The following is a 21,676-nucleotide window of genomic DNA, read 5'->3' on the forward strand; positions in this document are numbered from 1 at the left end:
CTGGGCTCCCTCAGAACACCGGCGTTTCGGTGTAGGAGCCGAAGACATCACGCAGCGCGCCGGTGATCTCTCCCATGGACAGGTGTGCCTTCACGGCCTCGATCGTGGCGGGCATGAGGTTCGCCGCCGGGTCGGCCGCCACGGCGAGCAGGTGCTCCATCGCCGCCTTCGCCCGGTCCGGGTCCCGGTCGGCCCGCACCTGCTTGAGGCGTGAGAGCTGCCGGGCTTCGGACTCCGGGTCGAGTTTGTGGGTCTCGATCTTCTCGCCATCGCCCTCGTCGACGTAGGAGTTCACGCCGATCACGGGCCGGTCGCCGCTGGCCTTGCGGCGCGCGTAGTCGTAGGCGGTGTCGGAGATCTCGCGCTGGAAGAAGCCCTGTTCGATCGCGGCCACCACGCCGCCGAGCTCCTCGATCTTCGTGAAGTAGTCGTGGATGCCCTGTTCGAGGCGATCGGTCAGGTTCTCCACGTAGTACGAGCCGCCGAGCGGGTCGATCACGTTCGGCACGCCGGTTTCGTGGGCGATGATCTGCTGCGTGCGCAGCGCGACCTTCATCGCCTGCTCGCTCGGGATCGTGTAGGCCTCGTCGAGACCGTTGGTGTGCAAGGACTGCGCGCCACCGAGCACGGCTGAGAGGGCCTGCAGCGCGGTGCGGATGATGTTGTTGAGCGGCTGGGGTTTCGTGAGCGTGGCCGCCGCCGTCTGCGCGTGGAAGCGCAGCCGCATCGATTGCGGGTTCTTGGCGCCGAAGGTCTCCTTCATCATCTTCGCGTAGAACCGCCGTACCGCGCGGAACTTCGCGACTTCTTCGAAGAGGTCCGCCTGGCTGACGAAGAAGAACGACAGCCGTGAGGCGAACTGGTCCACGTCGACCCCGGTGGCGACAACGTCCTCCACGTAGGCCTTCGTGATGGCCATCGTGAACGCGATCTCCTGCAACGCGTTCGCCCCGGCCTCGCTGATGTGGTAGCCGGAGATGTTGACGGGGTTGTAGCGCGCCATGTGCTCGCTGGCGTAGACCACGGTGTCGCGCACGATCCGCATGCTCGGCCGGACCGGGAACACCCACTCCTTCTGCGCGACGTACTCCTTGAGGATGTCGTTCTGGATCGTCCCCGAGAGCTTGTTCAGGTCGTAGCCGCGCTGTTCGGCCACGGCCACGTACATCGCGAGCAGGATCCACGCCGACGGGTTGATCGTCATCGACACGCTGATCTTCTCGAGGTCGATGCCGTCGAACAGCGCCTCCATGTCGGGCAGCGTGTCGATCGCGACGCCCTCGCGGCCGACCTCGCCGAGGCTCATCGGGTCGTCGCTGTCCAGGCCCATGAGTGTCGGCATGTCGAAGTCGACGGACAGGCCGGTCTGGCCCTGGGCGATGAGGTACTGGAAGCGCTTGTTCGTCTCCTCGGCCTGGCCGAAGCCCGCGATCTGGCGCATGGTCCAGGTGCGGCCGCGGTACATCGTCGGGTACGGCCCGCGCGTGTACGGGTAGCGGCCGGGCAGGCCGATGTCGTGCCAGTCGTCCGGCAGGTCGGCGGGGGTGTAGACGCGCTGCACCGCCATTCCGCTGCCGGAGCGGTAGACCTCGCGCGATTCGGGCTGGCGGTCGACGAACGCCGCGAGCTCGTCACCCTCCCAGCCGGCGAGCTCACGCGTCACCGCCTCGACGAGCGCTTCGGTCGTCAGTGCTGAGCCGGCCGGGGCCGGGTCGTGCTCGTTCACCACAGTTCCTCCTCGTCAGTCGTGTCGGCCCCTGGCCGCCCGACCAGGCGGCGAGCCGCGGAAAGCGGGTCCTCCCGGCGCGCGGTCACGTCGTCCACCACCCGGTCGAACGCGGGGACGCCGGGGCGCAGGCCGTCGAGCACGAGCTGTTCGGCGACCCACCGGATGCGGGTCGCGCTGTTGCGGCGGGCGCGGCGCTCGCGTTCGCCGTGCTCGGTCATCCACGCCAGGTGCGCGGCGAACCGCTCGGCGAGTTCGGGCACGCCGTCGCCGGTGGCGGCCACGGTCTGCTGGATCGGCACGTTCCACTGGTGTGGCTTGCGATGCGAAAGCCGCAGCATGTCGCGCAGCTCCGCCACGGTCTTGGCGGCGCCTTCGCGGTCGGACTTGTTCACCACGTGCACGTCGGCGATCTCGAGCAGGCCCGCCTTGATCGCCTGCACGTCGTCGCCCATGCCCGGCACGCTCACCACGGCCACGGTCTGGGCCGCGCTGATCACGTCCACTTCGGCCTGCCCGACGCCGACGGTCTCGAGCACCACCACGTCCTTGCCGGCGGCGTCGAGCACGGTGATCGCGTCGAGCGTCGCGCGGGAGAGCCCGCCGAGCGCCCCCCGGGTGGCGACGGAGCGGATGAACACCCCCTCGTCCCCCGCGAGGCCGGTCATCCGGATGCGGTCGCCGAGGATCGCGCCGCCGCTGAACACGCTGGACGGGTCGACCGCCAGCACGCCCACCGTCTTGCCCTGCTTGCGGTAGAACTCGGTCAGCGACTTGACCAGCGTGCTCTTGCCGCTGCCCGGTGGCCCCGTGAGGCCCAGGACGTGGGCGTTGCCCGCCTTGCCGTGCAGCTCGGCGAGCGCCTCGTCGACACCGGCGGTACGCCGTTCCACGAACGTGAGCATCCGTGCGATGGCCGGGTGCTCCCCTGCGAGCACCCGCCCGACCACGTCGCCCGGCGTCTTCACGACCCACTTCCGAGGCGGCGCAGCAGGTCGCGGTCGTCGATCACCCGCCGCGCCTTGAACTCGGTGCGGTCGAACGTCTTGTACTCCACAGGGACGACGTGCGCGCCGACGCCGAGCGCGCGGCGCAGCTTGTCCTCGATCGCGCGGGCCCAGCCGCCCAGAGTGGACTCCGCGACACCGCGATGCTCCACCTGCACGGCGAGGGTGTCCATCGTGGACTTGCGGCTGATCACGATGCGGTGCTCGCCGCCGTAGCCCTCGGCGGCCATCACCACGTCGTCGATCGCGCTCGGGTACACGTTCTCGCCGCGCACAGTGAACATGTCGTCGATGCGCCCGTAGATGCCCTGCGGCAGGAAGGGGTACGTGCGGCCGCGGTCGGCCGAGGGCGCTTCCCAGCGCGTCAGATCGTTGGACAGCAGCCGGATCATCGGCTGGCTGGTGCGCTCCAGCGTGGTGTAGACGGGCGTGCCCTCACGGCCGTAGTCCACGCGGTGGTGGTCCACGGGGTCGCACACCTCGGTGTAGACGAGGTCCTGCCAGGCGAACACACCCGGCTCGTGGTTCGCGGCACCCAGGTGCATCCACGGGCTGACCTCGGCCATGCTGCCCGAGTCGTAGACCTCGGCGCCGAAAGCCGCCTCGATGCGGCCGCGGATCGTCGGCACGCTCGCGCCGGGCTCGCCGGAGAAGAACAGCTTGCGCAGCCCCAGATCCGCCGGGTCCACGCCCTCGTCGGCGGCGACCTCGGCCAGGTGCAGCGCGTAGGACGGCGTCCCGTAGAACACGGTGACGCCCATCTGCTTCATCCACATCACCGTGCGGGCCGTCTGCCCGGGTGTACCGGCGCCGAACGGGAACACGCGGGCGCCGAGGCGCTCCGCACCGATGTAGGCGCCCCACGAACCCCAGTAGAGGCTCAACGGCGAGGCGACCAGCACCGTGTCGTGCTCGCGGATGCCCATCCCCCACATCACGCGGGCGTGGGCGTTGGCGACGCTGCGCCAGTCGCGCTCGCCGATGCCGAACGCGGTCGGGCGGCCGGTGGTACCCGACGTGCCGTTCACGTGTTTGACCTCGCCCGGGTCCACGGCGAGGTAGCTGCCGAACGGCTCATGGGCGGCCTGGTCGGCGCGCAGCTCTTCCTTGCGCACCACGGGAACCTTCTCGAAGTCCGACAGGTCGCGGATCGCCGACGGGTGGATTCCCGCCTCCTCCCACTTGCGCCGGTAGAACGGCGCGTGGTCCCACGCGTAGGCCATCACCTCACGGATGCGGGCGAGGATCGCTTCGTCCCGCTCCCCGGCCGGCATGGTCTCGCGGCGCGGGAACCAGTGCGCCTGCCCGGCCGGCGGCCGGTAGGTCTCGTCGTAGCGCGGCGGCCAAGTCCACTGTTCCATCAGGCCTCCTCCGTCACACCGGCCAGCGCGCGGATCCGCTCGACGATCGTCTCCGGGGTCGTGTCCTGGCCGAGCACCTCGGCGACGCCCATCTTCTTGAGCGCCTCCTCGTCCTCGTCCGGCATCACGCCGCCGGCGACGATCGCGAACCCGGGCCGGTCGGGCATCGCGTCGATCAGCTCGAAGATGCGGGTGAAGATCGGCATGTGCGCGCCGGAGAGCAGGCTGACGCCGAGCACGTCGACGTCCTCCTGGACCGCCGCTTCCAGCACCTGCTCGGGGCTGCGGTGCAGGCCGGTGTAGATCACCTCCATGCCCGCGTCGCGCAGGGTCCGCGCGACGACCTTGACGCCCCGGTCGTGGCCGTCCAGCCCGATCTTGGCCAGCATCACCCGGATCGGTTCGCCGCCGCTCTCACCCACCGTGTCCACACCTCGTTCCACGACCTGAACTGCATCTGGTCTTTCCTTGTATGTGGTCTGACCATAGAAGTGGGCGTATGAAATGTGCAACCCTGGGCTCGAGCACCACCCGGCCGCAGGAAGGCGAAGGTGTCCGACTTGATCGACGTGAGCACCGTTTTGGCCCGCAGACAAGGGGCGGTCGGCAGGCTGACCGTGAACCGGCCCGAGGCGCTGAACGCCCTGGACCTGGACATGATCCGGGCGATGCTGACCGCCCTCGACGAGTGGGAGTCCGACCCTGCCGTGGCCACGGTGGTGCTCGACGGCGCGGGCGATCGGGCGTTCTGCGCGGGCGGCGACATCGGCGTGGTGCACTCGTCGGCCGTCGGCGATCCGGCGGTCGCCCGGACATTGTGGCGCGAGGAGTACCGGCTCGACGCCCGCCTCGCGCGCTACCCGAAACCCGTCGTCGCGCTCATGGACGGCATCACGATGGGCGGCGGGATCGGGATCGGCGCGCACGCGGCGGCCCGGGTGGTCACCGAACGCTCGGTGCTCGCGATGCCGGAGGTCGCGATCGGCCTCGCCCCCGACGTCGGCGGGGCACTGCTACTCGCCCGCGCGCCCGGTGAGCTCGGCACGCACCTCGCGCTGACGGCGGGTCGCGTGGGCCCGGGCGATGCGGTCCACTGTGGACTCGCGGACCACCACGTGCCCGCCGGCCGGCTGGCCGCGCTCGTCGACGACCTCGCCACCGGCGCCGTACCCGAGGTGACCGTGGCGAAGTACGCCGAGGATCCCGGCCCAGCGCCGCTCGCGGCCGCGCGGTGCTGGATCGACCACGCGTACCGCGGCGCGACCACCGTCGAAGACGTGCGGTACCGCCTCGAGGCGATCGACGAGCCGGAGCCGGGCGAGGCCGTCGCCGCGATCACCGCGGCCGCCCCGACGGCGCTCAAGGTGACGCTGCGAGCGGTGCGCCAGGCCAGTGGGATGACCTCGATCGAGGAATGCCTGCGCCAGGACTTCCGCCTGTGCAGCCGGTTCCTCGAACACCCCGACCTGGCCGAGGGCATCCGGGCGGCGATCCTCGACAAGGACCGCTCACCTCGCTGGCGCCCGGGCACGCTCGCGGAGGTCGACGACGCGGCCGTCGAGGCGTTCTTCGCACCGCTTACCGACGAGCTGGACCAGACGGAGCAGTCCACATTGTGGTCTGACCACCGCTGACCTAGGCTCGGACCAGCCGGAAATCCGACAACGCGGTCGAGGAGGCGGTCCGATCGATGGGCCAACCGGACAACGTGCGGTACCTCGGGTCACCCGGCCAGGCGCTGGCGGGGATCCAGGACTGGATCCTCACCGCGCGGCTGGGCGCGGGCGACCCGCTGCCCGCCGAACGTGACCTGGCCCGGGCGCTCGGCGTCGGGCCCGCGCACGTGCGCGACGGAGTCCGCGCCTTGGAGGCGGCGGGCGTGCTCGAACCGGCGGCCACGGGCACCGCGGCCGCGGTCGTGGCCGGCGAGCCGAGCGGCGCGTTGCACAAGCTGCTCCGGCTGCACCTCTCGCTGTCGCGGTTCGCCACCGGTGACCTCATGTCCATCCGGCTCGAGCTGGAACGCTCGTCAGCGGCGCGCGCGGCACGCGGCGCGGCTCCGGAGGACCTCGAACAGCTGCGGGAGGTCACCGCCGAAATGGGCCGCCCCGGAGTGACCCGCGTGCGGTTCCGCGAGCTCGACTCCGGCTTCCACCTCGGCCTCGCCCGCGCCGCGCACAACGATCTCGCCGCCGTACTGCTCGCCTCGCTCGGAGACGCCGTGGGCGACGAGATGACGGCCGGGTACGCCCGGACGGCCGACTGGCCCGCCACGGCGCGGCAGCTCGCGACCGAGCACACGTGGATCCTCGACGCGATCGAAACCGGCGACCCGGATCGCGCGTCGGCCGAGGTGACGCGGCACATCGCCGGCTTCTACGGCCTGCGCGCCGGCTGAGCGGTTCCCCGGAACCCCTTGCGGGGCATAGGGTCTCCCCCAGGTTTCACGGATGAGCAGTTCACCGTCGAGCACTGGAGGACGCATGTCGTTGCTGGCCGAGCTGAGCGCGGCGATCACCGGGGGTGGCATCGAGGTCGTGGACCTCACCGCTCCCCTGACCTCGAGCACCCCGATCCTGCAGCTGCCCGAGCCGTTCGCGAACACGATCCCGTTCCGGCTCGAAGAGATCAGCCGCTACGACGAGCGCGGCCCGCGCTGGTACTGGAACGACATCCACACCGGCGAGCACACCGGCACCCACTTCGACGCGCCGGTGCACTGGCTGTCCGGAAAGGACGGTCTCGACGTCTCGCAGGCGCCGCTGAGCACGCTCGTCGCGCCGGCGGTGGTGCTCGACGCGTCGGCGAAAGCCGAGGGCAACCCCGACTTCCTGCTGTCCATCGACGACGTGCGTGAGTGGGAGTCCGAGCACGGCGCGCTGCCCGCGGGCGCCTGGCTGCTCTACCGCAGCGGCTGGGACGTGCACTCCAGCGACCAGGACGAGTTCCTCAACGCCGACGAGTCCGGCTCGCACACCCCCGGCGTCTCGCCGGAGTGCGCCAAGTGGCTCGCCGAGGAGACGCCGATCGCGGGGCTGGGCGTGGAGACCGTCGGCACCGACGCCGGTCAGGCGCCCGGGCTCGACCCGGCCTTCCCGTGCCACGAACTGCTGCTCGGCGCAGGCAAGTTCGGCCTGACGCAGCTGCGCAACCTGGCGAACCTGCCCGCCACCGGCGCGATGCTGGTGATCAGCCCGCTGCCGATCGTCGGCGGTTCGGGCAGCCCGGCCCGGGTGTTCGCGCTCGTCGAGCGTGGCGCGTGAAGGTCGCGGAACTCGTCGGGCGCACGCTCGCCGACCTCGGCGCGGGCATGGCCTTCGGCGTGGTCGGCAGCGGCAACTTCGAGGTGACCAACGCGCTGCGGGCGGCGGGCGTGCGCTTCGTCGCCGCGCGGCACGAAGGCGGCGCGGCGAGCATGGCCGACGCGTACGCGCGGATGAGCGGCCAGGTCTCCGTGCTGAGCCTGCACCAGGGCTGCGGCCTGACCAACGCGATCACCGGCATCACGGAGGCCGCGAAGAGTCGCACGCCGATGGTCGTGGTCACCGCCGACGCCGCCGCGGCGGCCGTGCTGTCGAACTTCAAGATCGACCAGGACGCGCTCGGCATCGCCGTGGGCGCGGTCGCCGACCGCGTGCATTCGGCGGAGTCCGCCTTCGCCGACACGATCCGCGCGTTCCGCACCGCGCGGCAGGCAAACCGGACCGTCGTGTTCAGCCTGCCGATCGGCCTGCAGCAGCACGAGGCCCCGACGCCCGGCGAAGTGCCCGAGGTGCCCGGTCCCGCGCCGATCCGGCCGGAGACCGCGGTGTCCGGCGAGCTGGCGGAACTGCTGTCCGAGGCGCGGCGCCCGGTGTTCATCGCCGGGCGCGGCGCCCGTGGCCAGGCCACCGCGCTGCGGGCGCTGGCCGACGTCACCGGTGCGCTGCTGGCGACCTCGGCCGTGGCCAACGGCCTCTTCCACGACGACCCGTGGGCGCTCGGGATCAGCGGCGGCTTCTCGTCACCGCTCACCGCCGAGCTGATCGCGGACGCGGACCTGGTCGTGGGCTGGGGCTGCGCGCTGAACATGTGGACCACGCGCCACGGCAAGCTACTCGGGCCGCGGGCGCGGCTCGTGCAGGTGGACCGCGAGCAGGCCGCGCTCGGCGCGCACCGGCCGATCGACCTCGGTGTGGTCGGCGACGTCGCGGCCACGGCCGTCGACGTGCTGGAGCTGCTGGAAGCGCGCGGGCACAGGGCCGAGGGCTACCGCAGCCCCGAGGTCGCGGCACGCCTGGCGGCCGAGGTGCGCTGGAACGACGTGGCGCACCTCGACAACTCCGGCGACGGCCGCATCGACGCGCGCACGCTCAGCGCCCGCCTCGACGAGCTGCTGCCCGCCCGGCGCGTGGTGTCGATCGACTCCGGCAACTTCATGGGGTACCCGAGCGCGTACCTGTCCGTGCCGGACGAGAACGGGTTCTGCTTCACGCAGGCCTACCAGTGCGTCGGGCTCGGGCTGGGCACGGCGATCGGCGCGGCCCTCGCGCGCCCGGACCGGCTGCCCGTGCTCGGCGCCGGCGACGGCGGGTTCCACATGGCGATCTCCGAGCTGGAGACGGCGGTGCGGCTGCGGCTGCCGCTGGTGGTGATCGTCTACAACGACGCCGCGTACGGCGCGGAGGTCCACCACTTCGGCGACGCCGACCTCGACACGGTGCTTTTCCCCGACACCGACCTCGCGGCGATCGCCCGCGGGTTCGGCTGCACCGGCGTCACCGTGCGCACGGCTGGCGACCTGGCCGCGGTGACGAAGTGGCTCAACGGTCCTCGCGAAGCGCCGCTGGTGATCGACGCGAAGGTCTCCGACGACGGTGGCTCGTGGTGGCTCGCGGAAGCGTTCGGGCACTGAGGTCTTCGGGGCACTGAGACTTTCGGCCCTGTGTCAGTGTTTGCTGCCCGCTCGCGCCGCGATTCGTGTCATCAGCGGGCGGGGCAGCAGCTTCGCCAGCACCGCCGCAGTCTTGTACCGGACATCCGGGACGCTCACCGCCGCGCGCCGGCGGAAGTCGCGGATCGCGGCGGCGACGAGGGTCTCCCCGTCCAGCCACAACGAGTCCGGGATGCCGCCGGTGTCTATTCCGGACCGTTCGTGGAACTCCGTGCGCACCCAGCCGGGGCACAGCGCCATCACGTGCACACCGCTGCCGCGCACCTGTTCGCGCACGCTGTCACTGAAGACGACGACCCACGACTTCGACGCGCTGTAGGTGCCGCGCGAGAAGAACGCCGCCACCGAGGCCACGTTGATCACTCCGCCGCGCCGGCGGGCGAGCATCCCGGGCAACGCCGCCTTCGTGATCCGCAGCACGGCCTCGCAGTGCACCCGCAGCATGTCGAGCTCGGCGGAAACCTCGGTCTCGAGGAAATCGGCCTGCTGCCCGAACCCGGCGTTGTTCACGACCAGGTCCACGGTGGCCACGCGCTGCTCCACACGCGTGATCCCGGCGTCCGTCGCCAGGTCCGCCACGAGGACCTCGACCGGCACGCCGTGGTCGGCCCGCAGCGAGCGCGCGAACTGCTCGAGCCGGGCCGCGTCCCGGGCGACGAGCACGACCCCGAACCCGTCGGCGGCGAGGCGGCGGGCGAACGCGGCGCCGATTCCGGCGGTCGCACCGGTGACAAGAGCTTCGGGCATGCGCAGCAGTCTAGGCCGCGCACTCACCAGGTCATCGGGAGCCGGGCGATCGACCCGCCCACCTGGTCGCCGAGTTCCGTGCCCAGCATGGGATCTCGGTGAACGGGACGGCCAGGCGCAAGTCCGGCATCCGCCGCAGCAAAGCGGCGTACGCGGCGCGCAGCTCGACCCGCGCGAACGGCGCGCCGATGCAGTGCGACATGCCGTAGCTGAACGCCGGGTGCGGGGTTGCGGCGGCGCCCGACATCGAAGCGTTCGGGGTCGGTGAACACAAGGTCGTCGAAGCCCGTCGAGTAGTGGTCGCACAGCACGAAGTCACCCGCTCGGATCACCTCGTCCGCCACGGCGATGTCCTCGGCGCGTATCGCGGCACGCAGGATTCGGTGACCCGGCCGACGCGCAGCACCTCTTCCATGGCCGTGTCGAGCAGGCGCGGGTCGGCGAGCACGCGGTCGCGCTGGCCGGGATGCCCGGCGAGCAGCGCGATGCCTGCGCTGAGGTTGCTCGGCGTGACGAGGAACGAGAAGCTCGCGAGCGCGAGCAGGCCCGACCATCGATGTCGTCCGGATCACCTCGCACAGCGTGGACGCGAGGTCGTCGCCCGGCCTGCTTCGCTTGCGCCGCGCGACCTCGCGCAGGTACGCCTACAGCTCGTCCAGCGCCGCCGTCGCCGCGTGCTCGGCGTCGACCTCGCCGGCGCTGAGGAGCAAGGCGAGGAAACCGTCCGAATCGGGCACGCCGACGAGGTCGCACAGGATCCGGAACGACAGCGGCAGCGAGAATTCGTTGTCAGACCGGCCGGTGGCCCGGCCGCGAGCACGACGTCGATCTGCTCGTCGACCAACGCCGCGACGCGATCGGCCAGCCGTTGCATCTTCCGGCCGGTGAAGTGGGGTACGAGGGCGCCCCGGATGTCGCCGTGGCGTTCGCGTGCCGCGGCCGGCTCGGCGTCGGACACCGCCAGGTCGGCCATCGGCGTGCGCACGTACCGCGGCCGGGCGGCCGGATCGGGGTGCGTCTTGCTCAGCCGCGGGTCGAGCAGCAGCTGCCTGAGCTCCGCGAGCCGGGTGACGAGCCAGGCTTCGTCACCCGCCTGCATCCGCACGCGGGTCACCGGACCGGTGTCACGCACGGCGCGCAGTACCGGATCCAGCTCGCCCAGCACCAGGTTCCCGCATTTCAGCACGGGTGTGTCCACCGCCGGCTCCCTCCGGTCAAGATCACCTCACGCTAGCGGGCGCGACTGCGGGAAACCCCAGTGATCCCGCGGCGCGGGATGACACCCCGATCGTGATCGGTGGCGCTGCGGCGGGGGCGAGCGGGAAGTCGGTAGCCTGGCCCCGTGGTCGACCCCATCCCCCGCGGTTCCGCTGAGAGTGACCCCGAACGTCCTGATCAGGACGGTGAGGGCGAGTCGTCCGGTTCGGACGGTCGCGGACGCAAGGCGCGCAAGAAACGTCCGTTCTGGCAGGAACTGCCGATCCTGATCGTGATCGCCCTCGTGCTCACGATCCTGATACAGCAGTTCGTGGCGAAGGTCTTCATGATCCCGTCCGAGTCCATGGAGACCACGCTGCACGGCTGCACGGGGTGCTTCGGCGACCGCGTGGTCGTCGACCGGGTCACCTACGACTTCACCGACCCGTCGCCGGGTGACGTGATCGTGTTCCGCGGACCGGGTCCGTGGACAGAACACGAGATCGCGCCGCAGGAGCCGAGCAACATCTTCGCGAAGGGACTGCGCGAGCTCGGCTCGCTCGTCGGCTTTGCGCCGCCGGACGAGCAGGACTTCGTCAAGCGCGTGATCGCCGTAGGCGGGCAGACGGTGCAGTGCTGCGACCCGCAGGGCCGGGTGATCGTGGACGGCAAGGCGCTCGACGAGCCCTACATCCACTGGATCGACCCGAACGACCCGGCGCAGAAGTCGTTCGCCCCGGTCACCGTGCCGCAGGGCAGCCTGTGGGTGATGGGCGACAACCGCAACGACTCGTGCGACTCCACCTGCCAGGGCGGGGGCGGTGTCAACGGCACGGTGCCGGTCGACGACGTCATCGGCAAGGCGCGCTTCATCGTCCTGCCACCCTCGCGCTGGGGCGGGGTGAGCGACTTCGACGCGCAGGACTCGGCAACCCCGGTGGCGCTCGGCGCGCCGGCGTGGCAGCAGGGCCTGCCGCTCGGCGTGGGCGTGGCGCTGTCGGTGCCGACGCTGTTCGTCGGCCGGCGCACGCGGGACGCGCTGCGCAAGCGACGCCGCGGCTGATCGCGTTCCGCCAGGAGAGTTCACGCGGGTCCCGTTAAGGTCACCCGACGTGGACAGCGTGCGCGAACCCTACGACCGCGAAGCCGCCGAGCAGTGGTTCCGGCGGCGCGGCCTGCCGTCGGTGGTGCGCGGCCGCCCGGCGCACCTGCTGGTGCGGATCGTGCCCGCCGAGGTGTTCGTGGTGCTCGGGTTGCTCTTCACCACGGCCACGTCAGTTCTCGACGGTGGCAGCGACGAGGAGTTCGCGCACCGGATGGACCAGACCTGGTTCGCGCTGCTCTACCTCGTCGTGCTCCTCGCGTACGTCGTGGTGCCCTCGGCCGGCGCGTGGCTCGCCGCGCCACCGCCGACCTCACGCGGCACCGGATCTGGCTCGTCGTCGGGCTTTTCTCGGTGGTGGCGGTGCTGTTCCTCGTGGCCACGCTGTCGGACGAGGTCTGGTCGCTGACGAAGGCGGAGAAGCCCGCGGAACCGGACACGCTGGACGGGACCCCGTTCGCGTCGTGCACCGATCCCGCGCCGGAGCGGGTGGCGCTGACCAGACTGGAGCGGGCGAACATGGTGCTCGTCCTGCTGCTCACGCAGATCCTGCAGACGCTCGTGCTGTCGGTGCTCACGTTCGTGTTCTTCGTGGCGTTCGGCGTGATCACGGTCCGCGCGCCGGTGATCAAGTCGTGGGTCGGGCACGATCCGACGCCGGGCACGCTGTTCGGCATCCAGGTGCCGATCGCCAACGAACTGCTGCAGGTGTCGTTGTTCATCGCCGCGTTCTCGGCGCTGTACTTCGCGGCCGGCGCGGTCACGGACTCGACGTACCGCAGCTCGTTCTTCGAGCCGCTGGTGCGGCACCTGGGCACGAGCCTCACGGCCCGCGACCACTACCTCGCGCGCTTGCCCGTGCGCGGCTGAGCCCGCAGCCCTTCCACCACGAGGTGCAGCAGGCGGTCCGGCAGCTCCGGGTCGTCCGGGGCTTCGTCGGCTGCCTGGCCGATGGCATCGGCGAGGCGCAGGAGGTCGGCGATCGTCGCGTCCTTCTGGGCCTCCCCGGCCTTTTGCGCGCGGGCGAGCAGCGTTTTCCCGGTCTGTTCAACGGGAATCCGCGACGCCGCGAGTGTCGCGTTCGGACGGTCTCGGCCCGTCGCCGCCGCGATGGCCTGCCACGCGCGGTGGCGGTCGACCACGGCCCTCAGCCAGGCACCGAGGGCACCGAACGCGTCGCCGGCGCGCGCCAGCTCCCGGCCGAGGTCGAGCAGCGCGTCCACCTCACCCTGGAACACCGCATCGAGCAGGTCTTCGCGGCGCGGGAAGTGGCGGTAGAGCGTGCCGATCCCGACGCCGGCCCGGCGCGCGATCTCCTCGAGCGACGCGCCCGTGCCGTGCGCGAGGAACGCCGCCCCGGCCTCGGCGACGAGCCGCTCGCGGTTGCGGCGGGCGTCGGCCCGCAGCGGGCGGGTCACGCGGCTTTGAGGTGGTGGCTGAGGTCCCCGGCCAGCGCCACGTGCGGGCGCCGTTCGACGAAGCGCCACGCGCCGTGCGAGCGTTCGAAGCGGTCGTCGTAGTGGCCCGACGCGATGGGCTGCAGCGGCAGCCCGGGCGCGGCCTGCAGCGCGGTCCAGTAGCTGTGGGCAGTGGCTGCGCCGGCGGCCTCGTCGACGTGGACGCGCAGGTTGCTGGTCAGGTGGCGGGTGCACGGGGTGCCGTCTGGGTAGAGCACGAGCGTGTCGTGGAAGTACCGCTCGACGGCTTCGCGCCCCCTCGCCGGCTCGCCGCCGGCGAAGGTGCCGTGGGCGAACAGCTCGCCGACCGCGGCGAAGTTCCCGGAGTCGACGTGCGCGGCGTAGCTGAAGATCAGGTTCTCGATGGCCTCGCGTGCGGACATGATCGCTCCTTGTACTCAAGGGGAGGGGTGCCTCCGCTCCACTATACGGAGGCACCCCTCCCTTTCGCCAGTGCGGTGTCCCGGTCACGGAAAACCGTTGGCGCACTGCGGAAATTCACGACACCGGGGCTGCTCGGAGCGTGGTAGGTTCGCCGCGGATCCGGCGCCGCCGCGATCCCACGACGGACTTCCCGGGGGCTTCACATGTCCATCGTCATTCCCAGCTTCGACGACTCCGTGATCGTGCGGTCCGGCGACGCCGAGGTCATCGGCCGCGCACCCACCACCGTCAAGCTGCTCGCCGACAGCAGCTCCACGGGCGGCGCCCTGTCGACCATCCAGGTCGAGCTCAAGGACGGCGCCAACGGCGCGGCGCCGCACCACCACGCCGGCTCGGCCGAGCTGTTCTACGTCCTCGGCGGCACCGTCCAGGTCCTCTCGGGCGACACCGTCGTCACCGCCGACCGCGGCGACCTCGTCGTCGTACCGCCCAATCTGACCCACGCCTTCGCGGCCGCACCGGGCGAAGACGCCGAGCTGCTCATCGTCATCGCGCCGGGCGTCGAGCGCTTCGAGTACTTCCGCCACCTCGAGCGCATCGCATACGGCAAAGCGGCCACCGAAAGCCTCCTGGAAGTCCAGGAAATCTACGACACGTACTTCAGCGCGAGCGCGGCTTGGGAAGCGGCGCGGACGGTCTGATCCGCTACCTCGGCAGGGCGTCGTCCTCCGTGTCGTACGCGTTCATCGGCAGGGAAGCCTCACCGCCGAAGTAGTGGTCGTCGCGGCGCGGGAACCAGAAGACGGTGGCCCCCAAGGCCTCGACGCGCCGCGTGTCGGCGCCGACCATCAGGCCGTCGACCGACGCGGTGATGCGGGTGGCAGGCCCGAGGTAGTAGCCGTACACGGGCACGTCCCGGCCCGGGCGGCCCGCGGTGAGCGCGTGGAAGCCGGGTGCGTTCGAGCGGGAGCCGCTCGCCAGTTCGGCAGTGACGCCGCCGGCGGTGCGGTGGCCGAGCACGAGCTGGTACGGCGAACTGTCGGGCTGGGGCGGCGTGGCTTCGAAGAACAGCACGACCTCGCCTTCCGGGTCCACGATCTTGGTGCCCACCACCTCGCCGACCGGCGCCGCGGCGTGTTGTTCGAGCTGGGCCGCCGTCACGGCCAGCGTCGTCACCGCGGGCGAATCGGGCGTCCGCAGCAGTTGCGTGCCCACGACGACGCCGACCAGCACGACCACCGTCGCGGCGGCGGCCGACAGCCGGCGCACGCGACGACGCCGGCGGCCCCTGCGCATCACGTTCGCCAAGTCCACGGCCGTGAACTCCACGGCGGGCGGTTCCGCCAGCACCCCGCGCAGCTCTTCGAGATCCGTCACGACGCCTGCCCCGCCGCGCACGAGTGCCGCTCGGCGGCCGTGACGCGCATCTTCGCCAGCGCACGCGAGTTGGTGCTCTTCACGGTGCCCAGCGACACCTTCAGCTCGGCCGCGACGTCGGCCTCCGACAGGTCCCAGAAGTGCCGCAGCACCACGATCGCGCGCTCCCGCGGGCTCAGCGGCGCCAGCGCCCGCATGAGCCACTCCTGGTCGGCGACGCCGACGGTGAAGTCGCGTTCGACGGCGCGTTCGGGCACCTCCTCGGTGGCCTGCTCGCGGTACGGGCGGCGCCAGCGGTCGATCACGTGGTTGGCCAGCACCTTGCGCGCGTAGGCGAACGGGTCCTGCTTGCGGATCCGCGGCCAGGACGTGTACGTGCGCACCAGGGCGGTCTGGACGTCGTCCTCCGCCTGGTGCCGGTCGCCGGTCAGCAGGTAGGCGGCGTGCAGCAGCCGCGGCGAGACCGCGCGGACGAAGTCCGCGAACTCACTGTCACCTCGGGCCATGCCGGTCCTCGCGCGCGTACATGACCGGTCAGACGAGCGGGGCCGCGAAAAGGTTGAGTCCATTTTCGTCGGGGCCGGGTGCTACAACAGACCCGGCGTCCCCGACCGGAAGGTGCTCGATGCAGCGCGCGGACACGATCGACCAGGCCCTGGAGCGGTTCGACTCCGGCGAGCTCTTCGCCGAGCTCGCCCGCCGCGTGGCGCACCGGACCGAGAGCAACCTCTCCGCCGGGCACCCGCGGCTGCGCGCGTACCTCACCGACGAGCTCGCCCCGGCACTGGAAGCCCTGGGCTGCCGCACCCGCGTGGCCGAGAACCCGGTGGCGCCCGAGTGCCCGTTGCTGGTGGCGACCCGCCACGAGTCCGCCGACCGGCCCACGGTGCTGCTCTACGGCCACGGCGATGTCGTCAACGGCGAAGCACCCCGCTGGCGCGAAGGCCTCGACCCGTGGACGCTGATCGCCGAAGGCGAGCGCTGGTACGGCCGCGGGTCGGCCGACAACAAGGGCCAGCACACGCTGAACCTCTTCGCCCTGCGCGAGGTGCTGCGGGCCCGCGGGCAGCTCGGGTTCAACCTCGTCGTGCTGATCGAAACCGGTGAAGAACGCGGCTCCCCCGGCCTCGTCGAGGTGTGCGGGCAGCTGCGCGACGAGCTGCGCGCGGACGTCCTGATCGCGTCCGACGGGCCCCGCGTGCGCGCCGGCCTGCCGACACTGTTCCTCGGCTCGCGCGGCGTCACGCAGTTCACGCTCACCGCGGACCTGCGCCCGCGCGACCACCACTCCGGCAACTGGGGTGGCGTGCTACGCAACGCCGCCACCACGCTGGCCGCCGCGATCACGTCCCTTGTGGATGGACGGGGCCGGATTCTGTTGCCGGGACTGCGTCCCCCGGTGATCCCGGCGTCCGTGCGCGACGCATTGGCCACGGTGCCGGTCGGCGGCGGAGCGGACGACCCGGCCGTCGACGAGGGCTGGGGCGAGCCGGAGCTCACGCCCGCGGAACGGCTGTTCGGCTGGAACACCGTGGAGGTACTGGCGTTCCTCGCCGGCACGCCCTCGTCACCGGTCAACGCCATCCCGGGCCGCGCGGAGGCGACGCTGCAACTGCGGTCCGTCGTGGGCACAGACCTCGCCGGCCTCGAGCCGGCGCTGCGGAAGCACTTGGCGGAGCACGGTTTCCCGATGGTCGACGTCGCCGTGACCGAGAGCCGGCCGCCGACGCGCACGGATCCCGATCACCCCTGGGTGCGCTGGGCCGCCGACTCCGTCGCCCGCACCACGGGCAGCGCGCCCGTGCTCCTGCCCAACCTCGGCGGCACGATCCCCAACGACGCGTTCGCCGAAATCCTGGGCCTGCCGACGATCTGGCTCCCCCACTCGTACCCGGCCTGCGCCCAGCACGCGCCCGACGAGCACCTGCTCGCTCCCCTGGCGCGCGAAGCCGTCGCGATCATGACCGGCCTGTTCTGGGATCTGGGCGAAAAGGACACGGCACCGGGACCGGCGTGATCACCGGACTCCGCCGAGCGCGGCACACAGCTGTGACCTGCGACGTTCACCCAGCGAATCCGGATGCATGAGGCGTGCGGACACGCACATCGACCTCCCGCCGCGAACCGGCGGAAGGTCGATGGCATGATGCCCCAACCGGTCCCGCCCGCGGGGGGCGGCAGTGAGCCGACGAGGAAGGTGAGGCTTGAGCACGCGCACCACCCAGGTGGACGATCTCCGACTGGTGGCTCAGCCCAGTGCGGTTCCGTGCACCGAGCTGTTCGTCCGCCTGATCCTGTCGGACTGGTCGCTCCTGCCGATGCTGGAACAGGTCACCGCCACCACGTCGCGGCTCGTCGGCGACATCGTGGACCAGAGCAATGCCGCCGCCCCCGCGTTCATCACCGTGCGCCTGCAGCTGCGCGGCGAGGTGCTCGTGGTCGAGATCGAGGACGACCTCGTCGGCCCGAACCCGCCGCGCACCGCGCCCGGCGATCGGATCGGCGTGGAGCCAATGCGCAACGGCCGCCTCACCTGGTGCGAGATGCCGCTGCCCGGCGGCATCACGGCGGGCCAGGTCCGCCTGCCGCGCCGCCAGGAACGCCGCACCCTCGTGGACGAACCCGTGTCGGGCGCGCCGGTCGCCGCGGACCCGGAAGTGCTGGAACGGCTGCTCAACCGGCTCAGCGGCTGGTCCGGCTGAGCCCGCCGTCCACAGTGGACCGCGGTCAGGCGGCGCGCTCGCTCCACGCGCGCTCGAGCGCCTGCGCGAACACCTCGGTGGCCTGACCACCCGCGACGCCGATGCGCCGGTCCAGTACGAAGAACGGCACCCCGGTCGCGCCGAGCTGCGCCGCTTCCCGCTCCTCCGCCCGCACCGCGTCGGCGTAGGCCGCCGGATCGGCCAGCACCCGGCTCGCGTCTTCGCGGTCCAGACCGGCTTCCACCGCCACGTCGAGCAGCGTGTCCCCGGTGAACAGCGGACGCGCCTCGGCGAAGTTGGCCGTGAACAACGCGTCCACCATCTGGCGCTCCAGCCCGCGCTCCCGCGCGAGGTGCATCAGCCGGTGGGCGTCGAAGGTGTTGCCGATCTCCCGGTCGGACCGGTACCCGAGCCCGACCTCGGCGACGAGCCCGGCGAGGCGCTCCTCCATCTCCACCGCCTGTGGCCCGTACCTCGCGGTCAGCATTTCCTGCAACGGCTCCACCGTGTCGCGCGACGGGTCCAGCTCGAACGACCGGAACGTCACCTCCACCTCGTCCCGGTGTTCGAACCCCTCCAGCGCCGCTTCGAACCGCGCCTTCCCGAGGTAGCACCACGGGCAGATGACATCGCTCCAGATTTCCACGTGCATGTCCCCAGCCTAAGGACCGCGGGGGTGATCCAGAAGTACGCACTCCCAGGTAACCGACCCCTTCCTGCGCGACGACGAAGCCGGGCCCGGCGGGTGTGGGACGACTCACCGCGCGCGGACCCACGCAGGGTGGCCACCCTGACCACCCGACCGTGGACCCAAGCCGGGAGTTTGCCTAGTTCCCGCCCGTTTCAATCGGAGGTGTGGAGCGACCTGGGACGAAGACCGAAGCCCGGCGGGACGACGCCGGGTCCGCCTCCGAGTCACGGCCGCGCACGGTGTGGGAGCGGACGGGCGGGCTCGTGTCGTCGCTGCCGTCGCTGGTGTTCGTGGTGGTGAACTCCTTCACGGGGCTCGCCCCGGGGAAGGACCGCACGGGCTGGCTCGCCTTCACCAAGATCGCCATGGGCAACCCGCTCACCGGCCTCGCGTTCGGCGCCGCCGCGTGGGCGATCCACTACGCGAGCAAGCGCGAGAAGCTCCTCGCCGACGCGTAGGGCCGCCGAATCCGGCAAAGCGAGAATTTTTTCCCTTCGTGGTGTCGAATGGCGTCGAGCCGGTTCGTGGGCTGAGTGAGGGACCGGCGAACGGAGCGGTCGCCCGAGCGAAGGAGCCGCCATGAAGCAGTACCTGCTCGCCGTCCAGCTCGACGAGAGCAAGCCGGAGCCCGAAGAGGACTTCGAGGCGATGCTGGCCCGGACCGGTCAGGTCACCGAGGACATGAAGTCCGCCGGGGCCTGGGTGTTCGTCGGAGGCCTGCGGCCCTCGCACGCGTCCACGGTCGTGCGGCCCGGCGACGGCACGGTCACGATCACCGACGGCCCGTTCGCCGAGACCAAGGAACAGCTCGGCGGGTTCTGGGTGGTCCAGTGCGATGACCTCGACCAGGCGCTGGCGTGGGCCGAGAAGTGCTCGCTGGCCTGCGGGCAGCCGATCGAGGTGCGCCCGTTCGACGACCTCTCGCAGCGCTGAGGCGCCGATGGACCTCGACAGCGTCTACCGGACCGAGTACGGCCCCTGCGTGGCCACGCTGACGCGCCTGCTCGGCGACATCGGGCTCGCCGAGGAGGCCGTGCAGGAGGCGTTCGCGGTGGCGGTCACCAAGTGGGCCGACGGGCTCCCGCCCAACCCCGGCGGGTGGATCGTGACCACGGCCCGCAACCGCGCCATCGACCGCCTGCGCCGCGAGTCCACGCGCGAGGCGCGCCACGCGCAGGCATTGCTGCTGAACCAGCCCGACGAGCCGCAGGAGGTGGGACCCGTGCGCGACGACCAGCTGCGCCTGATCTTCACCTGCTGCCACCCGGCGCTGTCGCCGCTCGCGCAGACCGCGCTCACCCTGCGGCTGCTCGGTGGGCTGGAGGTGCCGGAGATCGCGCGCGCCTACCTCGTGCCGGAGGCGACCGTCGCCCAGCGGATCGTGCGCGCGAAGAAGAAGATCCGCGACGCGGGCATCCCCTACCGGGTGCCCGGCGCGGCCGACCTGCCCGACCGGCTGCCGCCCGTGCTCACCGTGCTCTACCTGGTGTTCAACGAGGGCTACACGTCGACGTCGGGCGACCTGCTGCGGACGGACCTGTGCGCCGACGCCGTCCGCCTGGCGCGGGCGCTCGCCGAGCTGATGCCGGACGAGCCGGAGGTGCTCGGGCTGCTGGCGCTGCTCCTGCTCACCGAAGCCCGTCGGCCCGCGCGCATCGGGCCCTCGGGTGAGCTGGTGGTGCTCGCGGAGCAGGACCGGTCGCTGTGGAACCGCGAGCTGATCGCCGAGGGCCACGACCTGGTGCGCCGCTGCCTGCGCCGGGGACAGCCTGGTCCGTACCAGCTGCAGGCCGCCATCAACGCCGTGCACACGGACGGGCCGGCCACCGACTGGACGCAGGTCCTGGCGCTCTACGACCAGCTCCTGCAGCATTCTCCGACCCCCGTCGTCGCGCTCAACCGGGCGGTCGCCGTCGCCGAGGTGCACGGTCCGGCGGCGGCGCTGGCCGCGGTGGACGAGCTGGACCTGCCGGGGTACCACCTGCTGCCGGCGACCCGCGCCGACCTGCTCACCCGGCTGGGCCGGACCGCGGAAGCCGTCGCCGCCTACGACGAGGCGATCAGCCTGGCCGGCAACCACACCGAACGCGCCTTCCTGCGAACGCGCCGGGCTCGCCTGGCCGAGGCTTAAGGCGCCGCGACGGGTTCCCGCGCGCCCGTGCGTTCGGCGCCGACGCCCGCGGCCACCACGAACAGCACTCCCGCGGCCGCGGCCAGGTCGGGCACTTGGTGGAGCACGAGCAGCCCGATCGTCATCGCGATGGCGGGTTCGAGGCTCATGAGCGTGCCGAAGGCCGACGCCGTGAGCCGCCGCAGCGCGAGCATCTCGAAGCTGAACGGCACCGCCGGCAGCAGGATCGCGAGTCCCAGCCCCGCGAGCAGCAGCTCCCACGACAGGTGCCCGAACACCGCCGGCCCCTGCACCAGGGTGGCCACGATCGCCGCCACCGGCATGGACACCGCGAGTCCGCGCACGCCGGACACCTCGTCGCCGACGTGCTGTGTCAGCAGGATGTAAGTCGCCCAGCAGACCGCCGACGCGAGGGCGTAGCCGACGCCGACCAGGTCCGCCCCGCCCTCCCAGGGCTCGGTCAGGAGCAGCACGCCGACGGCGGCGAGCACGGGCCACAGGCGTTTGCCGCCGCGCCCGCGCGTGATCGCGACCGTGAGCGGGCCGAGGAACTCCAGCGCGCTCGCGGTGCCCAGCGGCAGCCGCGCGACGGCGGCCATGAACAGCATCGTCATGCCGGCGGTGACGACGCCCAGCACCACGCACGCGAGCAGCGTCGAGCGGCTGAACGAGGACGGGCGCGGGCGGACCAGCATGAGCAGCAGCACTCCGGCCCAGGCGAGCCGCAGCCACGCGGCGCCCTCGGGCCCGACGCGGTCGAACAGGCCGACGGACAGCGCCAGGCCGAGCTGCACGCAGAGCATCGCGGCGACGGCAAGCGCCGCCCCGGTGCGGGTGGAGGAGGAGAGCACGCGTCCAGGA

The 21,676-nt window shown here is 71.8% G+C and carries 26 protein-coding genes; 13 read left to right on the plus strand and 13 right to left on the minus strand.

Annotated features, from left to right (window positions below; all coding sequences use genetic code 11):
* Nucleotides 1-10 precede the first annotated feature (10 nt).
* Genes AB0M56_RS20105 through AB0M56_RS20120 form a run of 4 tightly spaced genes read right to left on the minus strand, consistent with a single transcriptional unit; the run spans nucleotide 11 to nucleotide 4,525 of the window.
* Nucleotides 11-1,726 carry a methylmalonyl-CoA mutase family protein gene (locus tag AB0M56_RS20105; protein ID WP_364178144.1) on the minus strand — a complete coding sequence of 572 codons (1,716 nt, stop codon included), beginning with the start codon at nucleotides 1,724-1,726 and terminating at the stop codon, nucleotides 11-13.
* Nucleotides 1,723-2,694 (minus strand): methylmalonyl Co-A mutase-associated GTPase MeaB, encoded by a 972-nt coding sequence (gene meaB / locus AB0M56_RS20110; protein ID WP_364178147.1) that lies wholly within the window; start codon nucleotides 2,692-2,694, stop codon nucleotides 1,723-1,725. The genes AB0M56_RS20105 and meaB overlap by 4 nt, the downstream gene beginning before the upstream one ends.
* Nucleotides 2,691-4,094: an AMP-binding protein gene (locus tag AB0M56_RS20115; protein WP_364178150.1), complete on the minus strand. Its 1,404-nt coding sequence runs from the start codon at nucleotides 4,092-4,094 to the stop codon at nucleotides 2,691-2,693. The genes meaB and AB0M56_RS20115 overlap by 4 nt, the downstream gene beginning before the upstream one ends.
* The gene (locus AB0M56_RS20120; RefSeq protein WP_364178153.1) at nucleotides 4,094-4,525 is read right to left on the minus strand and encodes a cobalamin B12-binding domain-containing protein; all 432 of its coding nucleotides are present in this window, start codon (nucleotides 4,523-4,525) and stop codon (nucleotides 4,094-4,096) included. Before AB0M56_RS20120 ends, AB0M56_RS20115 begins: the two co-directional genes overlap by 1 nt.
* 120 nt (nucleotides 4,526-4,645) lie before the next feature.
* Between AB0M56_RS20120 and AB0M56_RS20125 the strand changes: the two genes are divergently transcribed.
* The 4 genes from AB0M56_RS20125 (at nucleotide 4,646) to AB0M56_RS20140 (ending at nucleotide 8,988) form a co-directional block, all read left to right on the plus strand.
* Nucleotides 4,646-5,728, plus strand: a complete 1,083-nt coding sequence (locus AB0M56_RS20125) for a 3-hydroxyisobutyryl-CoA hydrolase (RefSeq protein WP_364178156.1) — start codon at nucleotides 4,646-4,648, stop codon at nucleotides 5,726-5,728.
* A 56-nt stretch (nucleotides 5,729-5,784) separates the two neighbouring features.
* Nucleotides 5,785-6,492: an FCD domain-containing protein gene (locus AB0M56_RS20130; RefSeq protein WP_364178159.1), complete on the plus strand. Its 708-nt coding sequence runs from the start codon at nucleotides 5,785-5,787 to the stop codon at nucleotides 6,490-6,492.
* Between the two features lie 85 nt (nucleotides 6,493-6,577).
* Nucleotides 6,578-7,357: a cyclase family protein gene (locus AB0M56_RS20135; protein ID WP_364178162.1), complete on the plus strand. Its 780-nt coding sequence runs from the start codon at nucleotides 6,578-6,580 to the stop codon at nucleotides 7,355-7,357.
* Nucleotides 7,354-8,988, plus strand: coding sequence for a thiamine pyrophosphate-binding protein (locus AB0M56_RS20140; RefSeq protein WP_364178165.1), 1,635 nt, complete (start codon nucleotides 7,354-7,356; stop codon nucleotides 8,986-8,988). Before AB0M56_RS20135 ends, AB0M56_RS20140 begins: the two co-directional genes overlap by 4 nt.
* A 33-nt stretch (nucleotides 8,989-9,021) precedes the next feature.
* On the opposite strand, the gene AB0M56_RS20145 is transcribed toward AB0M56_RS20140, so the two are convergent.
* The 3 genes from AB0M56_RS20145 to AB0M56_RS20155 form a co-directional block, all read right to left on the minus strand.
* On the minus strand, nucleotides 9,022-9,774 hold the full coding sequence (locus AB0M56_RS20145; protein WP_364178168.1) for an SDR family oxidoreductase: 753 nt from the start codon (nucleotides 9,772-9,774) through the stop codon (nucleotides 9,022-9,024).
* Between the two features lie 23 nt (nucleotides 9,775-9,797).
* Nucleotides 9,798-10,118 carry a hypothetical protein gene (locus AB0M56_RS20150; protein WP_364178171.1) on the minus strand — a complete coding sequence of 107 codons (321 nt, stop codon included), beginning with the start codon at nucleotides 10,116-10,118 and terminating at the stop codon, nucleotides 9,798-9,800.
* Nucleotides 10,119-10,342: 224 nt separating this feature from the next.
* Nucleotides 10,343-10,972, minus strand: a complete 630-nt coding sequence (locus tag AB0M56_RS20155) for a hypothetical protein (RefSeq protein WP_364178174.1) — start codon at nucleotides 10,970-10,972, stop codon at nucleotides 10,343-10,345.
* 144 nt (nucleotides 10,973-11,116) lie between these two features.
* Here AB0M56_RS20155 and lepB point away from each other — a divergent pair, with 144 nt between their 5' ends.
* The 3 genes from lepB to AB0M56_RS20170 are packed head-to-tail and all read left to right on the plus strand — an operon-like array spanning nucleotide 11,117 to nucleotide 12,943.
* Nucleotides 11,117-12,034 carry a signal peptidase I gene (gene lepB, locus AB0M56_RS20160; protein WP_364178177.1) on the plus strand — a complete coding sequence of 306 codons (918 nt, stop codon included), beginning with the start codon at nucleotides 11,117-11,119 and terminating at the stop codon, nucleotides 12,032-12,034.
* A 49-nt stretch (nucleotides 12,035-12,083) separates the two neighbouring features.
* The gene (locus AB0M56_RS20165; RefSeq protein WP_364178180.1) at nucleotides 12,084-12,482 is read left to right on the plus strand and encodes a hypothetical protein; all 399 of its coding nucleotides are present in this window, start codon (nucleotides 12,084-12,086) and stop codon (nucleotides 12,480-12,482) included.
* Nucleotides 12,437-12,943 carry a hypothetical protein gene (locus tag AB0M56_RS20170; protein ID WP_364178183.1) on the plus strand — a complete coding sequence of 169 codons (507 nt, stop codon included), beginning with the start codon at nucleotides 12,437-12,439 and terminating at the stop codon, nucleotides 12,941-12,943. Before AB0M56_RS20165 ends, AB0M56_RS20170 begins: the two co-directional genes overlap by 46 nt.
* Here the strand turns inward: AB0M56_RS20170 and AB0M56_RS20175 are convergent.
* Both AB0M56_RS20175 and AB0M56_RS20180 read right to left on the minus strand, forming a co-directional pair.
* The gene (locus AB0M56_RS20175) at nucleotides 12,913-13,491 is read right to left on the minus strand and encodes a TetR/AcrR family transcriptional regulator (RefSeq protein ID WP_364178185.1); all 579 of its coding nucleotides are present in this window, start codon (nucleotides 13,489-13,491) and stop codon (nucleotides 12,913-12,915) included. The two genes, AB0M56_RS20170 and AB0M56_RS20175, sit on opposite strands and share 31 nt — an antisense overlap.
* Entirely contained in the window at nucleotides 13,488-13,913 is a 426-nt protein-coding gene (locus AB0M56_RS20180; RefSeq protein WP_364178187.1) for a nuclear transport factor 2 family protein, read from the minus strand. The genes AB0M56_RS20175 and AB0M56_RS20180 overlap by 4 nt, the downstream gene beginning before the upstream one ends.
* Nucleotides 13,914-14,117: 204 nt before the next feature.
* On the opposite strand from AB0M56_RS20180, the gene AB0M56_RS20185 reads away from it, so the two are divergent.
* The gene (locus tag AB0M56_RS20185) at nucleotides 14,118-14,615 is read left to right on the plus strand and encodes a cupin domain-containing protein (RefSeq protein WP_364178189.1); all 498 of its coding nucleotides are present in this window, start codon (nucleotides 14,118-14,120) and stop codon (nucleotides 14,613-14,615) included.
* A gap of 4 nt (nucleotides 14,616-14,619) precedes the next feature.
* On the opposite strand, the gene AB0M56_RS20190 is transcribed toward AB0M56_RS20185, so the two are convergent.
* Nucleotides 14,620-15,291 carry a hypothetical protein gene (locus AB0M56_RS20190; protein WP_364178191.1) on the minus strand — a complete coding sequence of 224 codons (672 nt, stop codon included), beginning with the start codon at nucleotides 15,289-15,291 and terminating at the stop codon, nucleotides 14,620-14,622.
* Nucleotides 15,288-15,797: a SigE family RNA polymerase sigma factor gene (locus AB0M56_RS20195; RefSeq protein WP_364178194.1), complete on the minus strand. Its 510-nt coding sequence runs from the start codon at nucleotides 15,795-15,797 to the stop codon at nucleotides 15,288-15,290. Before AB0M56_RS20195 ends, AB0M56_RS20190 begins: the two co-directional genes overlap by 4 nt.
* 119 nt (nucleotides 15,798-15,916) lie before the next feature.
* Between AB0M56_RS20195 and AB0M56_RS20200 the strand changes: the two genes are divergently transcribed.
* Together AB0M56_RS20200 and AB0M56_RS20205 are read left to right on the plus strand one after the other, a co-directional pair.
* A complete protein-coding gene (locus tag AB0M56_RS20200) occupies nucleotides 15,917-17,308 on the plus strand; it encodes a M20 family metallopeptidase (RefSeq protein ID WP_364178197.1) in 1,392 nt (463 codons plus the stop codon).
* Between the two features lie 187 nt (nucleotides 17,309-17,495).
* Nucleotides 17,496-17,993 (plus strand): ATP-binding protein, encoded by a 498-nt coding sequence (locus AB0M56_RS20205; protein WP_364178200.1) that lies wholly within the window; start codon nucleotides 17,496-17,498, stop codon nucleotides 17,991-17,993.
* 25 nt (nucleotides 17,994-18,018) lie between these two features.
* On the opposite strand, the gene AB0M56_RS20210 is transcribed toward AB0M56_RS20205, so the two are convergent.
* On the minus strand, nucleotides 18,019-18,645 hold the full coding sequence (locus tag AB0M56_RS20210) for a DsbA family oxidoreductase (protein WP_364178203.1): 627 nt from the start codon (nucleotides 18,643-18,645) through the stop codon (nucleotides 18,019-18,021).
* A gap of 203 nt (nucleotides 18,646-18,848) precedes the next feature.
* Here AB0M56_RS20210 and AB0M56_RS20215 point away from each other — a divergent pair, with 203 nt between their 5' ends.
* From AB0M56_RS20215 to AB0M56_RS20225, 3 genes are all read left to right on the plus strand, one after another.
* Nucleotides 18,849-19,142: a hypothetical protein gene (locus tag AB0M56_RS20215; protein WP_364178206.1), complete on the plus strand. Its 294-nt coding sequence runs from the start codon at nucleotides 18,849-18,851 to the stop codon at nucleotides 19,140-19,142.
* Nucleotides 19,143-19,263: 121 nt separating this feature from the next.
* Entirely contained in the window at nucleotides 19,264-19,617 is a 354-nt protein-coding gene (locus AB0M56_RS20220; protein ID WP_364178209.1) for a YciI family protein, read from the plus strand.
* A 7-nt stretch (nucleotides 19,618-19,624) separates the two neighbouring features.
* Nucleotides 19,625-20,815, plus strand: coding sequence for an RNA polymerase sigma factor (locus AB0M56_RS20225; protein WP_364178212.1), 1,191 nt, complete (start codon nucleotides 19,625-19,627; stop codon nucleotides 20,813-20,815).
* On the opposite strand, the gene AB0M56_RS20230 is transcribed toward AB0M56_RS20225, so the two are convergent.
* A complete protein-coding gene (locus tag AB0M56_RS20230; protein WP_364178215.1) occupies nucleotides 20,812-21,666 on the minus strand; it encodes an EamA family transporter in 855 nt (284 codons plus the stop codon). The two genes, AB0M56_RS20225 and AB0M56_RS20230, sit on opposite strands and share 4 nt — an antisense overlap.
* Nucleotides 21,667-21,676 lie beyond the last annotated feature (10 nt).

The organism is Amycolatopsis sp. NPDC051372 (genome assembly GCF_040682095.1).
GTDB lineage: Bacteria > Actinomycetota > Actinomycetes > Mycobacteriales > Pseudonocardiaceae > Amycolatopsis.